Genomic DNA, 15,683 nt, shown 5'->3' with positions numbered 1-15,683 from the left:
CACCCGCCCCCTCCGTGTGTCTCCGGCGTTCTCCTTGGTCCTGTCACGGTCCGGTCACCGGCCGCACCGGGCCCGGACCGGGTGCCTCAGACGGTGGCGGCACCGGGGACGGCGGCCGAACCGGGCTGCGGGACCTCGCAGGCGCCGTCCGCGTCGCAGGCAGCCGCGTCGCCGCCGACGGGCGTGAGGCCGGCCGGCCGGTGGTCCTTCCACGCCTGTTCCAGCGCCTGGGCGAAGGTCTCGGAGGGCTGGCCTCCGGAGATGCCGTAGCGGCGGTCGAGGACGAAGAAGGGCACGGCGTTGGCACCCAGCTCGGCCGCCTCCCGCTCGTCGGCCCGCACGTCGTCCGCGTACGCCTTCGGGTCGGCGAGCACCGCACGCGCCTCGTCGCCGTCGAGCCCGGCCTCGACCGCCAGCTCGACCAGCACCGCGTCGTCGTAGACGGACCGCTCCTCGGCGAAGTTGGCCCTGTAGGCGAGGGTCAGCAGTTCGTCCTGGAGGCCGCGCGCCTTCGCCAGGTGCAGCAACCGGTGGATGTCGAAGGTGGAGCCGTGGTCGCGCCCCTCGCTGCGGTAACCGAGGCCCTCCGCCCGCGCGTTGGCGGCGACGTTGCCCTCCATCGCCACGACTTCCTCGTGGCTGCGGCCGTACTTCTGCGCGAGCATGTCGACCACCAGCGCGGTGTCCCCCTTGGCCCGCCCGGGGTCCAGCTCGAAGGACCGGTGCACGACCTCGACCTGCTCCCGGTGCGGGAACTCGGCGAGAGCCTTCTCGAAGCGCGCCTTACCGATGTAGCACCAGGGACAGGCTATGTCCGACCAAATCTCGACGCGCATGCAGTCTTCTCCCAGCTCTCACGAACCCTCGTGACGTCCCGCGCGGAGATCCCGCGCCAGAGGGACAACACGGACGGGCACGCGGCCATTCCCGCAGGCGGGAGCCGCCCGCGGGGTGGGCGAGGGCCCCGGCCCGGCATCCTTGCCTCGTCGTGCGCCGACCGTCCCGCGACGGGGAAGGCGTCTCCGCGGCCGGAAACGGCCGGTGACGAACCGGGCGGGGGCCCGCACACTGGGGGCGTGCGGTACGAGGAGCGAGTGAAGGTCACGGCCGCGAGGGTTCTGGTCCCGCTGGCCGGCCTCGTCCTTGCGCCCGTGCTGCTGGTCGCGGGCCTGCCGATCCGCCGCCGGTACCTCCGCCACGTCTACCGGGACGGCGCCCCGCCGCTCCTGGAGAAGGAGCGGGGCCTGGTCAGCGTTCACTGGTTCGTGGCCAACAACGCGCTCATCCACGTGCTCTGCCTGCCGTCGGAGTACGTCGCCGGTCTCGTCACGCACCGCGACGGGCGGGCACGGAGGCGGGGCGACGGCCGGTCGGCCGGGTAACCGGCCCAGGGGGTCACTCCGGTACCGGTCGAAGGAGCGGAGTCGGGGTGGCCGCCGAGGCGGGTGAGCGCATCGGGCCGGTCCGTCAGATGAAGGAGAAGCGTGCCGCCGCCTCGGCGGGGGTGACCCCCTGGCGGCGGCCGGGGACGTCGTGAACGGCGTGTGCGCCCTCCGAGCGCAGCCGGTCGGCCCCGGCGTACCGGGCCATGTCGGCGGCGGAGGCGTGGATGTCGGCGATGGTGACGTCGGTACGGCTGCGCCCCGCGTGCTGCTCCAGGAGCGTGGCCAGGTCCGGAGTGAAGCGCAGCATGGTCACGGGCGCGTCGAGGCGCCCGGCGAGGGCGATGAGCCGGGTGCGCGCCTGCGGGGTCACGTTCGTGGACTCGGCCAACGCCGTCCGTCCGGCACCGAGCCGGGCGGCGACCCTGCGGTCGCGTTCCCCGAAGACCACGGCGTCCGCGGCGTCGGTCCCGGCTTCGGCGGACGAGGTGCCGAAGAGTTCCGCGCGGATCTCGTCGCTGGACGCCACGGCGTCCTCGTCGATCTGCCGGCGCGCGACCAGGGCCCGGACGAAGCTGCTCTTGCCCGAGGCCGGTGGGCCGACGAGGACCACGAGTCCCCCCGCCACCCGGATCGGCCCGGAGCCGGGCCGCGGGTACGGCTCCGGACACGGTCGCCCCGCCGGCCGACGGCCGGTGGGCCCGGCCACGCACGCAGGCCGGTCCCACCGTCGGACGGCATCCGCCTCGACCGTCTCCGGCGGGCCTTCGCGGGCGGTCCGGCTCTCCATCAGCAGCTGACTCCCCCGTGGGCCGACCAGGCGGAAGCCGGCCTTCTGCCACGCCCTGACGGCCCGGTGGTTGGCCGCTTCGGGATCGACCGTCACACGGCTCCATCCCACGGTGGTGTGAAGGTGCCGGACGAGGGCGCGGGCAGCGTCCGGGCCGAGCCCCCGGCCCTGTGCGCGGGGCAGGAGCACCATGTCGATGCCGCCCTCGTCGGGGCCGGCGGTGACGTACTGGGCGTACCCCACGGGCTCGACGCCCGAGAGGACCAGCAACGACACCACCTCGGGACGCCGCCTCCCGATGTACTTGGCGGCCACTTCCTCGCGGGTGAGCGGCCGACCGCCCCACCCACGGACGAACTCGGGGTCGGCGAACCACCGGGCGAGCAGCGGCAGATGCTCCTCCCTGGCCGGAACGAGCCGGGTCGACCCGCCCGCGATGCCGCCCTCCGGCACGTCTTGCACGGCACACCACCTCTTTCGTACGCACGCGTCCCGCCCATCGTGGCAGCCGCGTGCGAGGGCCGTCCGGCGGGCGGGACGGAGAGCGGGAAAAACCGTGTTGCCCCGGTCGCGGACGGCGGTGGATGCTGACGGGCCGGAGGTGTTCCCCGTGGTGACGAGTGTGACGTTGCGACTGACCGTGCGCGACCTGGTGCACGCGGATCTGCCGTCGTGCGGCTGGGCAGGTTCCGCACTCCATCTCAGTAACATGGCCCGGCAGTTGGAGCGCAGGCGGCACGGCGAGGTCGACTATCTGGCCGTCTGCGCCCCCGTCGGCATCCCGATCGCCAAGGGCGGTGTCGACTACCGGGCCGAGGAGGGCGCGGGCACGTTGTGGCAGTTCGCCGTGCACCCCGCGCTTCAGTCCTGCGGCATCGGCACCGTCCTCGTCGAGGCTGCGGAACGGCGCATCGGGGACCGGGGGCTGCGCCGGGCGGAGCTGGGCGTGGAGGACGGCAACCCACGTGCCCGCGCCCTCTACGAGAGGCTGGGCTATCGGGCCTACGACCGCCGGCCGGACGCGTGGGACGAACAAGGCCCGGACGGAACGGTGCGCCGGTACGAGACGATGTGCACCCTGATGCGCAAGGACCTGCCGTGAGACGTCGCTCCCGCATTCCGGCCGGCCCGACGGCCCGTCGGCCGGTTCCGCCGAACGAGCCATCGGTCGGGGCGCCGCACGGATCGGGAAGAAGCCGCTGACGGGCGCGGAGGCCGCGGGGGTGCCTGCTTCGGCCGACATCGCCGGGAACGCCCGGTGCCCGACCCGCCGGCTGCGCACGCACGAGGGTCCGGTCATCGTCGTCCGCCCCCTCGCGCACGTCGGCACGGGGCGCCCGACCGGCCCGCACCGCGCCCACCGCCTGCCCGCCTGTTCGATGATTTCCGGACGGTCCACCCGAGCGCGCGGGACCACAGGATGCCCCCAACCAGGTTGCCGGCGGCGTAAGTTACACCTGGATCACGAATCCCGTGTCCCGTTCCGGGGAATTCGGCGGCCGGACAAACATGCGGCATACATTCACGCCCATGGTTGACCCTTTCGACTCCGCCGCCCGCTCCGGATTCCTTTCCGGAAAACCCGCCGAAACCCCCGCCGCTTCCTCCCCGGCGTCACCCGCCCCCGCCCCGCCCTCCCGCCGCAACGTGCTGCGGGCCGCGGCCGTGGTGGGCGGGGCGATGGCCGTTCCGGCCGGGGTGCTGCCCGCCGGGGCCCCGGTGGCCGCCGCGGCTGCGGGCACGCTGTCGCTCACGCCGCCCCCGGTGCTGCCGGCCGGCCTGACGGCGTACCGCACCCCGTACGTCAACTGGGCCGGCGAGATCACCCACACCGGGCTCTGGGCCTGCGCCCCCCGCTCCGGGCAGGACATCGCGGATCTCGCCAACTGGGCGCACGCCAACGGCTGGCGGCTGCGGGCGCGCGGGAAGTCGCACAACTGGTCGCCGCTCACCATCACCGGGCCCACCGAGTCGGACCGGCGGGTGCTTCTGATGGACACCACCACCCATCTGACGCACATGGAGTTGACGACGCCGCCCGCCGGGGCGCCGGGGGCGGTGCGGGCGCAGACCGGGGTGACCCTGGAGACGCTGATGGCCTTCCTCGCCGATCACGGGCTGGGCGTCACCAACACCCCGGCGCCCGGCGAGCTGACGCTCGGCGGCACGCTGGCGATCGACGCGCACGGCACCAGCGTGCCCGCCGTCGGGGAGGCGGCGCGGCCCGGCCACACGTACGGGACGCTGAGCAATCTGGTGCTGGCGCTCACGGCCGTGGTGTGGGATGCCGCGCGTGCGCAGTACGTGGTGCGGACCTTCCACCGGGGCTCCGACGAGGAGTGCGAGGCACTGGCCACGCATCTCGGGCGCGGGCTGATCGTGGAGGCGGTGCTCCAGGCCGGTGAGGAGGTGCCGCTGCGCTGCGAGAGCCGGGTCGACCTCACCACGGACGAGTTGTTCGCCGCGCCGGGCAGCGCGCTCGCGTCGCGCGGGAACACCTTCGCGGACTTCCTGGACCGCTCGGGGCGGGTGGAGGCGATCTGGTTCGCGTTCACCGACAAGCCGTGGCTGAAGGTGTGGAGCCTCAGCCCGGAGCGGCCGCCGACCGCGCGGACCGTGAGCCACCCGTACAACTACCCGTTCAGCGACTCGATCCCGACGCCCGTCGCGCGCCTGGCGGGGCAACTGGTGGGGCAGGCGGCCTGGTACCTGGCCCCGGCGTTCGGCGCGGCGCAGTACACCGCTGCCGCCGCCGGGCTGCTCACCACCTTCTCCAGCGACCTGTGGGGGCCCTCGCACGACCTGACGTTCTACCTGCGTCCCACCACCCTGCGCGAGACCGCCAACGGGTACGCGATCCTCACCAGGCGGGCCGATGTGCAGCGGGTGGTCTCCGAGTTCGCCGCCCACTACGACGCCTCGCTGAAGGCGCACGCGGCGGTCGGTGAGTTCCCCGTCAACGGGCAGGTGGAGATCCGGGTGAGCGGCCTCGACCGACCCGAGGACTCGGCCGTCCCCGGCGCCCGTCCGCCGCTGCTGTCCGTCGTGCGGCCGCACCCCGACCACCCGGAGTACGACTGCGCGGTCTGGGTGGACGTGCTGACGCAGCCGTCCACCCCCGGCGCGCACGCCTTCTACCGGGAGCTGGAGCGGTTCCTGATGCGGACCTTCGACGGCGGCCACGCCCTGGCCCGCGTCGAGTGGTCGAAGGGCTGGGGGTACACCGACTCCGCGGCCTGGTCCGACGAGGAGGTCATCGGGATCAAGGTGCCTGGCTCGTACGGGGCCGGGCAGTGGGCGGAGGCCGTCGGACTGCTGGACCGGCTCGATCCGCACGGTGTGTTCGGCAACGCCTTCACCGACCGGCTGGTCCGCGCCTGACCGGCCGCGCCCCGGCTTGCACCTACGTGGACGCAGGAACGGCGGGCCGCACCGGAGTCCCGGTGCGGCCCGCCGTCCGTGAAGCCCGGATGCGTCCCCGTGCCCCCCGTGCAGGGCCGGTTCAGTCGCCCGAACGGAGGTCCTTGACGCCCTCCGCGCGGAACTCGATCCGGTCGAAGGACGCCTCGCAGCCCTCGCCGGTCGGCGACTGGACGAGGAAGCCGACCGCGGCCGAGGCCGCCGCCGCCTCGTCGCCGAGCGCGAAGACCCGGACGAAGGTCCAGGTGACGCCGTCGGACGAGGCGTGGAAGGCGAAGGCGGAGCCGTTGCGGCTGAGCCGCAGCCAGAACGTGTCGCCGTCCACGACGAAGGAGTTGACGTCGTCGGAGTGCCCGCGGGTGACGACCGTGCAGATCGTCGGCTCGGCCGGCGAGAGTTCCAGGCAGAGCTTCGCCCACTCCCGCTCGCCGACGTGCAGATAGAGCACGCCGGCGTCGAAGGCTCCGGCGAAACCGACCCGTACCCGGCCGATCAGCTGGAAGTCCCCGGCGGGCGGGATGCCGAGCAGCCGGGGAGCGTCGCTCGCCGGCTCCAGGCCGTCGCCGCCCGGCGGCACGAAGCGGTCCTGCCGGGGTCCGGCCCGGCCGGTCAGCGTCCCGTCCGCGTACGCCCACTCCCCCTCGGGCCCGAACGGGTCAAGAGCGAAGGGGAGTTCGGGCAGTTCCAGGCTCATGCGCGGCGTCCGTCGACGCGGCGGGGCAGGCCCAGCGGGTTGGACTCGCGCAGCTCGGGCGGGAGCAGCGCCTCGGGCGTCGACTGGTAGCTGACCGGCCGCAGCCAGCGCTCGATCGCCGTCGCGCCGACCGACGTCGAAGGGGAGGTGGTGGCCGGGTACGGGCCGCCGTGGGTCTGGGCGGGCGCGACCGCGACACCGGTGGGCCAGGCGTTGACCAGGACGCGCCCGGCCAGTGGGGTGAGCTCGGCCAGCAGGTCGGCGGCGTCGTCGTCGGCGCTCTCGGTGGCGATGTGGAGCGTCGCCGTGAGGTTGCCGGGGAGGCGGCCGAGTACGGCGGCGACCTCGTCCTGCGAGTCGTAGCGGGCGACGACGGTGACCGGGCCGAAGCACTCCTCCAGGAGCGCGTCGTGCGGCCCCTCGGCGGTGAGCCGGGCGGCGGGCACGGTCACGTAACCGGCGGAGACGGTGTGCTCGCCGCCGGCGCCCGGGGTCACCGGGGACTCGACGTCCGGCAGTCCGGCGCGCTCGGCCACGCCGGACACGAACGCGTCCCGCATCCGGTGGTCGAGCATGACGCCGGAGCCCGCGTCGCTGACGGTGGCGGTGAGCGACTTCAGCAGGCCGTCGCCGGTCTCGCCCGCCGGGACGAGGACGAAGCCGGGCTTGGTGCAGAACTGGCCGACGCCCATGGTCATCGAGACGCCGAGCCCGGCGCCGATCTCCGCGCCGCGCTCGGCCGCCGCGGCCCCGGTCACGACGACCGGGTTGAGCGAGCCGAGTTCGCCGTGGAAGGGGATGGGGTTCGGGCGGGCGGCGGCGGCGTCGAACAGCGCGCGCCCGCCGCGGACCGACCCGGTGAAGCCGGCCGCGCTCACCAGCGGGTGGCGCACCAGTTCGACGCCGGCTTCGAAGCCGTGCACCAACTGCACCACGTCGGCGGGCAGTCCGCTCTCCTGCGCGGCCCGGCGCAGCACCGACGCGCACAGCTCCGAGGTGGCCGGGTGGTCGGGGTGCGACTTGACGACGACGGGGCAACCGGCGGCCAGGGCGCTGGCGGTGTCGCCGCCGGGCACCGAGAAGGCGAGCGGGAAGTTGCTGGCCGCGTAGACGGCGACGACGCCGAGCGGAATCTTGTAGCGGCGCAGGTCGGGCCACGGCGGGGTGCGGGAGCCGTCCTCGTGGTCGATGTGGACGTCGAGGAAGGCGCCCTCGTCGACCACCTCGGCGAAGGCCCGCAACTGGGCTGCGGTGCGCGCGAGTTCGCCGGTGAGCCGGGCCGGGCCGAGCGCGGTCTCCGCGTCGGCGGCCTCGATGACGTGCTCCCCGGCCTCCGCCAGCCGGTCGGCGGCGGTGCGCAGGAACGCGGCGCGCACGGTGCGGTCGGCGAGCGACGCGCGGACCGCGTGGGCGGCCCGTACGACCCGGTCGACCTCTTCCGCGGTGGCCTCCGAGGCGACCTGCTCACGCCGGTTCCCGGTGCGGGGGTCCACACTCCAGACTGGTGTTGCTGACACCGTTGTTCCTTCCCGGTCCGCGTGCCACGCTCACGGACTCGTTCGCTATTCTGAACAAAGTTCCTGATCGTGAATGTACGGGGACTCTATTTCCGCGCGTCGCGCGTTGGCAAGAAGTCGCAGGATGGCGAAGGCCGAGAGGGGCACGACGATGGCGGTGGCCGAGTCCGGCGGGGCGCAGGTCAAGTCCGCGGTGCGGACCGTGGAATTGCTCGAGTACTTCGCGGGCCGGCCCGGCATGCACGCGCTGGCCTCGGTCCAGGAGGCGGTGGGGTACCCGAAGTCCAGTCTCTACATGCTGCTGCGCACCCTGGTGGAGCTCGGCTGGGTCGAGACGGACGCGACCGGCACCCGGTACGGCATCGGGGTGCGGGCCCTGCTGGTCGGCACCTCGTACATCGACGGTGACGAGGTGGTGGCCGCGGCCCGGCCGACGCTGGACCGGCTCGCCGACGACACCACCGAGACCATCCACCTGGCCCGGCTCGACGGGACCAACGTCGTCTACCTCGCCACCCGCCAGTCGCAGCACTACCTGCGCCCCTTCACCCGCGTCGGCCGCCGGCTGCCCGCCCACTCGACCTCGCTCGGCAAGGCGCTGCTCGCCACCCACACCGACGACCAGGTCCGCGCGCTGCTGCCGGCCACGCTGCCGGCGCTGACCGAGCACACCCTCACCGACCGCGAGCAGCTCATCGCGGAGCTGGCCGTCGTCCGTGAGCAGGGGTACGCGGTCGACCGGGAGGAGAACACCCTCGGGCTGCGCTGCTTCGGAGTCGCCGTGCCCTACCGCACCCCGGCCCGCGACGCGATCAGCTGCTCGGTGCCGGTGGCCCGGCTCACGCCCGCGCACGAGCAGGCGGTGAAGGACGCCCTCTTCGACGCCCGCGACCGGCTCACCCTCGCCACCCGGCGGCTCTGACCGGCGGGGGCCGGGACGCCGGAGGGCCGGTGCGTCGCCGCGTCGGTTGATCGGTGCGGACAGTGTGCCGCTCCGGGCCGTCCCGGTTCCGGACCCGCCGGACACGGGGCTCCCCGGAAAGGCGGACCTCCGCGACGGGTAGCCGGACTGTTCCCTAGGCGACAGGGTCTTCAGGTTTTCGGCGTGTTACGCCTTACTTGTCTCAGACCCATGTCGAAGCGCTTGCCGGAGGGACGCCGGTTGCGCTCCCGGCGCCGCCCGTCGACGGCGCGCGTCCGGGAACGTACACGGTCCAGCCCAGGCGTAACAGGGATCCCGAGTGCAGAGAAGAGGTACCCGTGGGCACATGCGTCGACGATGCCGCTGCCGCCGAGTTCCACCAGTTCTTCGAGGCTCATTACGCGGAACTCGCGCGCCTCGCCGCACTGCTGACCGGCGAGGCGGACGCGGCCGACGATCTGGCGGCCGACGCGCTGATGGCGCTGTGGCACCGCTGGGACCGGGTGCGGGCGGCCGACCATCCGGTCGCCTACGCCCGGGGGGTGGTGGCCAACCTGGCGCGCTCCCGCATCCGCAGCGCGGTGCGCGAGCGCCGCAGGGTCGCCCTGTTCTGGGGGCCGCGCGACGGCGAAGGCGGCCACGCGGTGGACGATCCGGACGTGTCGGCGGTCGTCGACGTCCAAGGGGCCCTGCGCAGACTGCCGTTCCGCAAGCGCGCCTGCGTGGTGCTGCGACACGCGTTCGACCTGTCCGAACGCGACACCTCTCTCGTCCTGGGCATCTCGGTGGGTACGGTCAAGAGCCAGACCTCCCGGGGCATCGCCGAGTTACAGCGGATACTCGGTCCGGACGGGGACGCGGCGCCCGCCCGGGTGGTCGCGGCGGTGGCGCAGCGCGGCGGAGGACATCTGTGAGGGAAGAGGAGTTGCGGCAGAGGCTGCGGAGCACGGCCGAGGCGCACCGGCCGGACCGTGAGCGGATGCTGGCGCGGGTCGAGCGCGGGATGGCCGAGGGGCCGCCCGCCAAACGGCCGGTGCGTCCACCGCGGACGCCCGTGCCGTGGCTGCGGGTCGCCGGGGCGACGGTCGCGGTGTGCGCGGTACTGGTCCTGGGGGCGTACGCCGTCACCACGGCGGCCCACCGGGAGCCGCCCGAGGGGTCGGTGGCGGCGCCGCCCGCTCCCCGCAGCGTTCCCACCGCGCCGCCCACCACCGAACAGGGAGCGCCCGCAGGGGTGTTGAGCGCGTCGGGAAGGGTGGACGACGGCTCCAACGCCTACTGGGCGCAGAGCGACCTGGTGGTGGAGGCGGCCGGGCCGCTGTCCACGCTGACGGTGGAGCTGCGGATCGCGGAGACCGGCGGGGTGAACAGCACCGGGGCGTGGACCTCGCAGCCGAACGACGCCTTCGTCGCCTCGGAGTCCCGGGAGGACGGCTTCCTGGTCTTCCGGTGGACGCTGAAGCCCGGACGGACCGTGCCCGCGGGCACCCACACCTTCGCCGGGCAGTACAACCACGCGGAGGGCGCACGCGACTCCGGCGCGGACACGTTCACGGTACGGGGCCGGCCCGCGGGGACCGGCGCGGACGGTGGAGGCGGCACGGGCGGTGCGGCCGGTGCGAACGGCGAGCAGAAGGCCGCCGGAGGCTTCACGCCCGAGTGAGCCGGGCCCGCGCGGCGGGCCACCCCGGCCGTCCGGGGAGGGGCCGTCCCCGCTTCGGACCCCCGGAAAAAAGATCGCGGACCCGGCAACCCATCCCCGGGCGGTGGCGACCAAGGAGCGCACACACTCCCCACCCCCGACGGACGGGACATCCGCAATGAGGGAACGAGCCGCACAGCACACGCTCCGCCGGCGCCGCGGGCGCCGCTCCACCGCCACGGCGCTGACGGCGGCCCTGGTGATGACCGGCGCCGCCGTGGCCACCACCCTGACGGCGCAGCCCGCCGGGGCCGCCGCCACCGTCGCCTCCTGGCCGAGCGCCTCGGGCAGCCAGGCCGTCTCGTCGACCATCGCGGTCTCCGGGACGTACGACGGCAGCCTGAAGCGCTACTACGGCAGCGGCGATCTCGGTGACGGCGGCCAGGACGAGGGCCAGGACCCGATCTTCAAGCTGAAGGACGGGGCGACGCTGAAGAACGTCATCATCGGCACCCCGGGCGCCGACGGCATCCACTGTTCGGGCAGTTGCACGCTCCAGAACGTCTGGTGGGAGGACGTCGGCGAGGACGCCGCGTCCTTCAAGGGCACCTCGTCCAGCGCCACCTACAAGGTGACCGGCGGCGGTGCGAAGAAGGCCTCGGACAAGGTCTTCCAGTTCAACGGGGCGGGCACCCTGACCATCACCGGGGACTTCCAGGTGTCGGACTTCGGGAAGCTCGTCCGGTCCTGCGGCAACTGCTCCACGCAGTACAAGCGGACGATCGTGGTGAACGGCGTGGACGTGACCGCGCCGGGCACGTCCCTGGTCGGCATCAACACCAACTACGGGGACACGGCGACGCTCAGGTCGGTCCGCATCCACGGCGACAGCAGCAAGAAGATCAAGCCGTGCGTCCGCTACACCGGCAACGACGACGGCGACGAGCCGACGGAGACCGGCAGCGGCCCCGACGGCACGTACTGCAAGTACGCCGCGTCGGACATCACCTACAACTGACCGGCCTCTCCGGGCTCCCCCAGCCGGACGAGCCGGGTCCGCGGTCGAGGGGTTCCGGCCCCGTGAGCCGCGGCACACGAACCCGGGCGGCCGCCCGGCCCCCCGCGCATCCGTCCTGACACGGGCGCGCGGGCACCGGGCCGGGCAGCCGCCCGGCCTGGACGACCGGAGGTCCGGCGGGACCTCCGGTCCGGCGGCCGGGGGTCCGGCGGGACCCCCGGCCGTCGCTGTCCCGTGCGCGGGGCGCATCGGCGTACGCATGCACACGGGCGTGCGCCGGTGCGCCCCGCGCACCGGCGCACCTGTGCCGTCTTGTACACCCTCTGGCAGACCCGCACGCCCTCCGGGCTCGGGGCTGCGGCTCCGGGCTCAGGACTACGTGCTCCGGGCTCAGGGCTGCGTTCTGCGCACTACCGGCTGCCGTCCGCGCACACGCCACGGCCGACGGATCCCGCCGGACCCGTCGGCCGTGGTGGGGCCCCCGCCGGGGCCCGTCGGGGGTCAGCAGTGGTTGCCGGCCCCCGCGCCGTTGCGCACCAGGGCGGGGACCGCCTGCGGGCGGTCGACCCTGGTGCGGAGGGTGGGCGTCCAGCCGGCGCCCGAAGCGAGCTGCTCGGCGGGAACGCCCGCGTTGTGGACGGCGATCAGGTCGGTCTTGCGGCCGTTGACGTAGTTGTCGGCGGCGGTGAGCGGGGCTTCCTTCCACTTCTTGAGGATGGTCGCCGCGTCGAAGCCCTTCGGCACGGTGAACGCGTTGTGCTCCGCGACGAGCCGGGACTCGATGCCGATGCCGTAGGTGTAGCCGTAGGCGCTGCCCGGCGTGACGACGAAGTGGTTGTTGTACGAGTCGACCTGCCCGAAGCGGACGCGGGGGGCGCGCTCCTTCACGTCCTGGAACAGGTTGTGGTGCAGGGTGACGCGCAGCTTGCCCCGGTCGTCCGCCCCGGCGCTGTCGCTGTTGCCGATGAGCATCGTCTTGTCGTGGTTCTTCAGGACGTTCCACGAGACGGTGACGAGGTCGGCGCCGCGCACGATGTCGAAGAGCCCGTCGTGCTGCTGGTAGATCTCGCCGAAGTACCTGGGCTGGGCGGAGTCGGGGCGGTCGCCGTCGCTGAAGGTGTTGTGGTCGACCCAGACGTGGGTCGAGCCGTAGACGACCAGGTTGTCGTACTCGGAGTTCCAGGCGCCGGTGGCTCCGTCGGTCGGGTCCCACTGCGGGAAGCAGTCGTAGGTGTCCTCGAAGGAGAGGTTGCGGACGATGACGTTGGAGACGCCCCTGATCTGGAGGCTGGCGCCGATGACGGTCGCGTCGTCGCCGACCCCGATGAGGGTGGTGTTGGAGGGGACCTTGACGTTGACCGCCTTGCTCTGGGCGACGGCGGACGCGGCGCGGGCGTCCTCCAGCGGGCCGGAGGGCACCTCCTCGGTGCCCCAGGTCGCCGGGTCGTAGGCCTCCAGGTACTTCTCCAGCGTGTAGCCGCCGGTCTCGTACGCCGAGCAGTCCAGCGGCCTGCCCTCGGCGTCGGCGTTGCCGTGGACGGTGCCGACCACCCGGACGATCTTGGGGGCGTCGCCGGCGTCCTCGAACGCGGCGATCAGCTCGGCGCGGTTGGTGACCGTGTAGACGTGGTCGGGGGTGGCGGCGGAGCCGCCCGTGGTGGAGCCGTCGGCGGAGGCCCAGCCGTCGCCGGCCGGCAGCACGGCGCGGTCGGCGGACTTGTGCGAGGGCTTCGGGTGGTGGGCGGCCTGGGCGGGCACCGTGACGGCGAGCGCCAGCGAGGCGCAGCCCAGCACCACGGCGGCGGCGCGGACGTGGTTCGTGCGTGCGGGCATGACGGTTCCTTGACTCAGTTACGGATGGGAGACGTGCGGGTGCGCGTCCCGGCGCGGCGGGCCGTCGGGCGGCGGGCCGGGTCCGGGGGCGCGGGCCGGACCGGTGTCAGACCGGGTCGGGCCAGCTGATGAGCGACGGGGGCACCGGGGCGTCGAGCCGGCGCAGGTCGCGGGGTTCCAGGAGGCGCGCGCCGCGCAGGGCGCGGGCGGTGACGCGGGCCACCTCGACGGCGCCCAGCGGCTGGAAGTGGGTGTTGTCCTGCTTGCCCGCGGGGTAGTTGGGGGACTCCCCCGGTTCCACCCAGTTGAACCAGTCCTGCGTGACGGTCGGGCCGAGCCGCTGCCACAGGGCGAGGGTGAGGGCCTGGGCGTCGATCAGCGGGACGCGTTCCTCGGCGGCCAGCGCGCGCATCGCCGCCGGGTACTCACCGTGGGTGGGCTTGGCGGTGCCGTCCTCGGCGAACCGGCGCCGCTCGACCGGGGTGATCAGGACCGGCCGGGCCCGGCGGGCGCGGGCGCCGTCCAGGTACTGGCGGAGGTACTGCGGGAAGGTGGTGTGCGGGTCGGTGCCGCGCGCCGGGTCCTCGGTCTTCTCGTCGTTGTGGCCGAACTGGACGAGGACCAGGTCTCCGGGGCGGACCCCGGCGAGGAGGGCGTCGAGCCGGCCCTCGTCGATGAAGCTCTTCGAACTGCGGCCGTTCATCGCATGGTTGGCGACCCGGACGTCCGGCCGGAGGAAGAACGGGAGGGCCATGCCCCAGCCCGTCTCGGGGGCCGCGTCGGAGTACTTCTGGGCGGCGGTGGAGTCGCCGGCGATGTGCAGCGTCAGCGGGCGGGGGCGGTTGCCGCCTCCGTGTGCCAGGGCCGGCGCGGTGGCGGCGGCGAGGATCGGCGGCAGCGCCGCGAGCGCGGTCACCACCCGTCTGCGGTGGAGCGTCATGGGTGACTGCCCTTCTCGGAAGGGGTGCTTGCGGGCGCGGCCCTCCGTGAAGGGCCGCGCGTGCGTGGCGTGCGCGCGGGGCGCACGCGGGGTGAGGGGCCGGCGGAGGGGTCTTCTCCGGCCGCCGCCGGCTCCCCGTTCACCGGGGTGGAGCGGTGGGGTGCGGGGACGGCTCAGCCGTTGCCCAGCTCCTTCCACTCCTTCTGCGCGGCGTTCAGCTCCTCGGCGATCTTGTCGAGGAACTGCTTCGCCGTGACCTTGCCGAGCAGCAGCTTCTGGAACTCCGGCTCGTTGTCGGCCTTGCTGATGTTGTTCCAGTCGGGCAGGTAGTACGGCAGGTTGACGATCTTGGTGGAGCCGTCGGTGAGCGAGGTGGCCGCGGCCGACGTGGACGCGGACTCGGTGATCCACGGGTCCTTGGCGGCCTCGGTGTTGGCGGGGATGGCGCCGGCCGACTCGTTCCACTTGCTGTTGGACTCGTGCGAGGCGGCGAACTCGATGAACTTCCAGGCCGCCGTCTTGTTCTTGCTGGTGCGGAAGAGGCCGAGGCCGTCGACCGGGTTGGAGACCTGGACGCGGGTGCCGCCGTCACCGATCGGGTTGGGTATGCCGGCGAACTTGTCCTCACCGAGGGCCTTCAGGTGGTCCTGGTAGGAACCGAGGTTGTGGCTGAGCATCCCGATGGTGCCGGTGTCCCACTGGGCGACCATCTTGGTGAAGTCGTTGTTGACGTCGGCGGACGGCGTGTTCTTCTTGAACAGCGCCGCGTACTTCGTCAGCGCGTCGACGTTCTTCGGGTCGTTGAGGGTGGTCTTGTCGCCGTTCCAGAACTCGGTGATCCCGGACTGGCCGTAGGTGGCGTCCAGGGCCTGGGCGATGGAGCCGGCGCCGCCGCGGATGGTGTAGCCGAACTTGTTGTTCTTGGCGTCGGTGAGCTTGTCCGCCGCCTCGTAGAACTGCTTCCAGGTGGTGGGCGCCTCCAGGCCGGCCGCCTTGAACAGGTCGGTCCGGTACCAGAGGGTGCCGTTGTTCGCGGAGGTCGGGACGGTGTACAGGTCGTCGCCGCGGCCGGCCGCGTCCTTGACGCTCGCGACCATGCCCTCGACGAGCTTGCCCTTGAGCGACGAGCCCTCGATCCGCTCGGTGAGCGGGTCGAGCGCCTCCTGGGAGACGATGTTGGCGAGGTAGGCGGTGCCGACGCCGCCGACGTCCGGCAGGCCGCCGCCGGCGATGGCGGTGTCGTACTTCGACTGCACGTCCGCGATCGGGATCGGGACGTACTTCACCTTGATGTCGGGGTTCGCCTTCTCGAAGTCGGCGATGATCTCGGTCCACACCTCGGTGCGCGGACCGCCGTTGTTGTCCCAGAAGGTGATCTCGCCCTTGCCGCTGCCCTCGTCGCCGGACCCGCTGCCGTCGTCACCGCACGCGGTGGCCGTCAGCGCCAGTACCGCCGCCAGCGAGACCGCTGCCGTGGCGCGCCCCCGGTTGCTCTTCGAGATGTTCATGGTCGGCTCTTCTCTCA

At 73.3% G+C, this 15,683-nt stretch carries 13 protein-coding genes and 2 pseudogenes; 7 read left to right on the top strand and 8 right to left on the bottom strand.

What is annotated here, in order from left to right:
* Positions 1 to 86: 86 nt before the first annotated feature.
* A complete protein-coding gene (locus Q0994_RS19425; protein ID WP_299536541.1) occupies positions 87 to 836 on the bottom strand; it encodes a DsbA family oxidoreductase in 750 nt (249 codons plus the stop codon).
* A gap of 240 nt (positions 837 to 1,076) precedes the next feature.
* On the opposite strand from Q0994_RS19425, the gene Q0994_RS19420 reads away from it, so the two are divergent.
* Positions 1,077 to 1,382 carry a hypothetical protein gene (locus Q0994_RS19420; protein WP_299536538.1) on the top strand — a complete coding sequence of 102 codons (306 nt, stop codon included), beginning with the start codon at positions 1,077 to 1,079 and terminating at the stop codon, positions 1,380 to 1,382.
* Positions 1,383 to 1,467: 85 nt separating this feature from the next.
* On the opposite strand, the pseudogene Q0994_RS19415 reads toward Q0994_RS19420, so the two are convergent.
* Both Q0994_RS19415 and Q0994_RS19410 read right to left on the bottom strand, forming a co-directional pair.
* A pseudogene (locus tag Q0994_RS19415) lies at positions 1,468 to 1,986 on the bottom strand (ATP-binding protein); the annotation flags it as partial.
* A 180-nt stretch (positions 1,987 to 2,166) separates the two neighbouring features.
* Positions 2,167 to 2,634 (bottom strand): annotated as a pseudogene (locus Q0994_RS19410) (GNAT family N-acetyltransferase); the annotation flags it as partial.
* 151 nt (positions 2,635 to 2,785) lie between these two features.
* Between Q0994_RS19410 and Q0994_RS19405 the strand changes: the two are divergent.
* Together Q0994_RS19405 and Q0994_RS19400 are read left to right on the top strand one after the other, a co-directional pair.
* Complete coding sequence (locus tag Q0994_RS19405; protein ID WP_299536780.1) at positions 2,786 to 3,274, top strand: N-acetyltransferase; 489 nt, start codon at positions 2,786 to 2,788, stop codon at positions 3,272 to 3,274.
* Positions 3,275 to 3,702: 428 nt separating this feature from the next.
* The gene (locus Q0994_RS19400) at positions 3,703 to 5,553 is read left to right on the top strand and encodes a cholesterol oxidase substrate-binding domain-containing protein (RefSeq protein WP_299536536.1); all 1,851 of its coding nucleotides are present in this window, start codon (positions 3,703 to 3,705) and stop codon (positions 5,551 to 5,553) included.
* Positions 5,554 to 5,674: 121 nt separating this feature from the next.
* Here Q0994_RS19400 and Q0994_RS19395 read toward each other — a convergent pair whose 3' ends face one another.
* Complete coding sequence (locus tag Q0994_RS19395) at positions 5,675 to 6,286, bottom strand: DUF1349 domain-containing protein (protein ID WP_299536534.1); 612 nt, start codon at positions 6,284 to 6,286, stop codon at positions 5,675 to 5,677.
* Positions 6,283 to 7,803 (bottom strand): aldehyde dehydrogenase (NADP(+)), encoded by a 1,521-nt coding sequence (locus Q0994_RS19390; RefSeq protein WP_299536531.1) that lies wholly within the window; start codon positions 7,801 to 7,803, stop codon positions 6,283 to 6,285. The genes Q0994_RS19395 and Q0994_RS19390 overlap by 4 nt, the downstream gene beginning before the upstream one ends.
* A 151-nt stretch (positions 7,804 to 7,954) precedes the next feature.
* Between Q0994_RS19390 and Q0994_RS19385 the strand changes: the two genes are divergently transcribed.
* The 4 genes from Q0994_RS19385 to Q0994_RS19370 all read left to right on the top strand — a co-directional run bounded on the left by Q0994_RS19385 (position 7,955) and on the right by Q0994_RS19370 (position 11,385).
* Complete coding sequence (locus tag Q0994_RS19385; protein WP_299536777.1) at positions 7,955 to 8,725, top strand: IclR family transcriptional regulator; 771 nt, start codon at positions 7,955 to 7,957, stop codon at positions 8,723 to 8,725.
* Positions 8,726 to 9,063: 338 nt separating this feature from the next.
* Entirely contained in the window at positions 9,064 to 9,639 is a 576-nt protein-coding gene (locus tag Q0994_RS19380) for a SigE family RNA polymerase sigma factor (protein ID WP_299536529.1), read from the top strand.
* Between the two features lie 11 nt (positions 9,640 to 9,650).
* The gene (locus Q0994_RS19375; RefSeq protein WP_299536527.1) at positions 9,651 to 10,388 is read left to right on the top strand and encodes a hypothetical protein; all 738 of its coding nucleotides are present in this window, start codon (positions 9,651 to 9,653) and stop codon (positions 10,386 to 10,388) included.
* Positions 10,389 to 10,545: 157 nt separating this feature from the next.
* Positions 10,546 to 11,385 (top strand): pectate lyase, encoded by an 840-nt coding sequence (locus Q0994_RS19370; protein ID WP_299536525.1) that lies wholly within the window; start codon positions 10,546 to 10,548, stop codon positions 11,383 to 11,385.
* A gap of 501 nt (positions 11,386 to 11,886) precedes the next feature.
* Here Q0994_RS19370 and Q0994_RS19365 read toward each other — a convergent pair.
* The 3 genes from Q0994_RS19365 to Q0994_RS19355 all read right to left on the bottom strand — a co-directional run bounded on the left by Q0994_RS19365 (position 11,887) and on the right by Q0994_RS19355 (position 15,666).
* Positions 11,887 to 13,218, bottom strand: coding sequence for a polysaccharide lyase family 1 protein (locus Q0994_RS19365; RefSeq protein WP_299536523.1), 1,332 nt, complete (start codon positions 13,216 to 13,218; stop codon positions 11,887 to 11,889).
* Between the two features lie 106 nt (positions 13,219 to 13,324).
* On the bottom strand, positions 13,325 to 14,158 hold the full coding sequence (locus Q0994_RS19360) for a rhamnogalacturonan acetylesterase (protein WP_299536521.1): 834 nt from the start codon (positions 14,156 to 14,158) through the stop codon (positions 13,325 to 13,327).
* A gap of 173 nt (positions 14,159 to 14,331) precedes the next feature.
* Positions 14,332 to 15,666, bottom strand: a complete 1,335-nt coding sequence (locus Q0994_RS19355; RefSeq protein ID WP_299536519.1) for a sugar ABC transporter substrate-binding protein — start codon at positions 15,664 to 15,666, stop codon at positions 14,332 to 14,334.
* Positions 15,667 to 15,683: the final 17 nt, after the last annotated feature.

The organism is uncultured Streptomyces sp., assembly GCF_947488945.1.
GTDB lineage: Bacteria > Actinomycetota > Actinomycetes > Streptomycetales > Streptomycetaceae > Streptomyces.
Note: the sequence above shows the minus strand (reverse complement) of the source record. Positions and strands in the feature narration are given on the sequence as shown.

Coding starts and splice junctions, on each gene's coding strand:
- Q0994_RS19425 (WP_299536541.1), bottom strand. CDS start 836: ATGCGCGTCGAGATTTGGTCGGACATAGCCTGTCCCTGGTGCTACATC.
- Q0994_RS19400 (WP_299536536.1), top strand. CDS start 3,703: ATGGTTGACCCTTTCGACTCCGCCGCCCGCTCCGGATTCCTTTCCGGA.
- Q0994_RS19395 (WP_299536534.1), bottom strand. CDS start 6,286: ATGAGCCTGGAACTGCCCGAACTCCCCTTCGCTCTTGACCCGTTCGGG.
- Q0994_RS19385 (WP_299536777.1), top strand. CDS start 7,955: ATGGCGGTGGCCGAGTCCGGCGGGGCGCAGGTCAAGTCCGCGGTGCGG.
- Q0994_RS19370 (WP_299536525.1), top strand. CDS start 10,546: ATGAGGGAACGAGCCGCACAGCACACGCTCCGCCGGCGCCGCGGGCGC.
- Q0994_RS19365 (WP_299536523.1), bottom strand. CDS start 13,218: ATGCCCGCACGCACGAACCACGTCCGCGCCGCCGCCGTGGTGCTGGGC.
- Q0994_RS19360 (WP_299536521.1), bottom strand. CDS start 14,158: ATGACGCTCCACCGCAGACGGGTGGTGACCGCGCTCGCGGCGCTGCCG.
- Q0994_RS19355 (WP_299536519.1), bottom strand. CDS start 15,666: ATGAACATCTCGAAGAGCAACCGGGGGCGCGCCACGGCAGCGGTCTCG.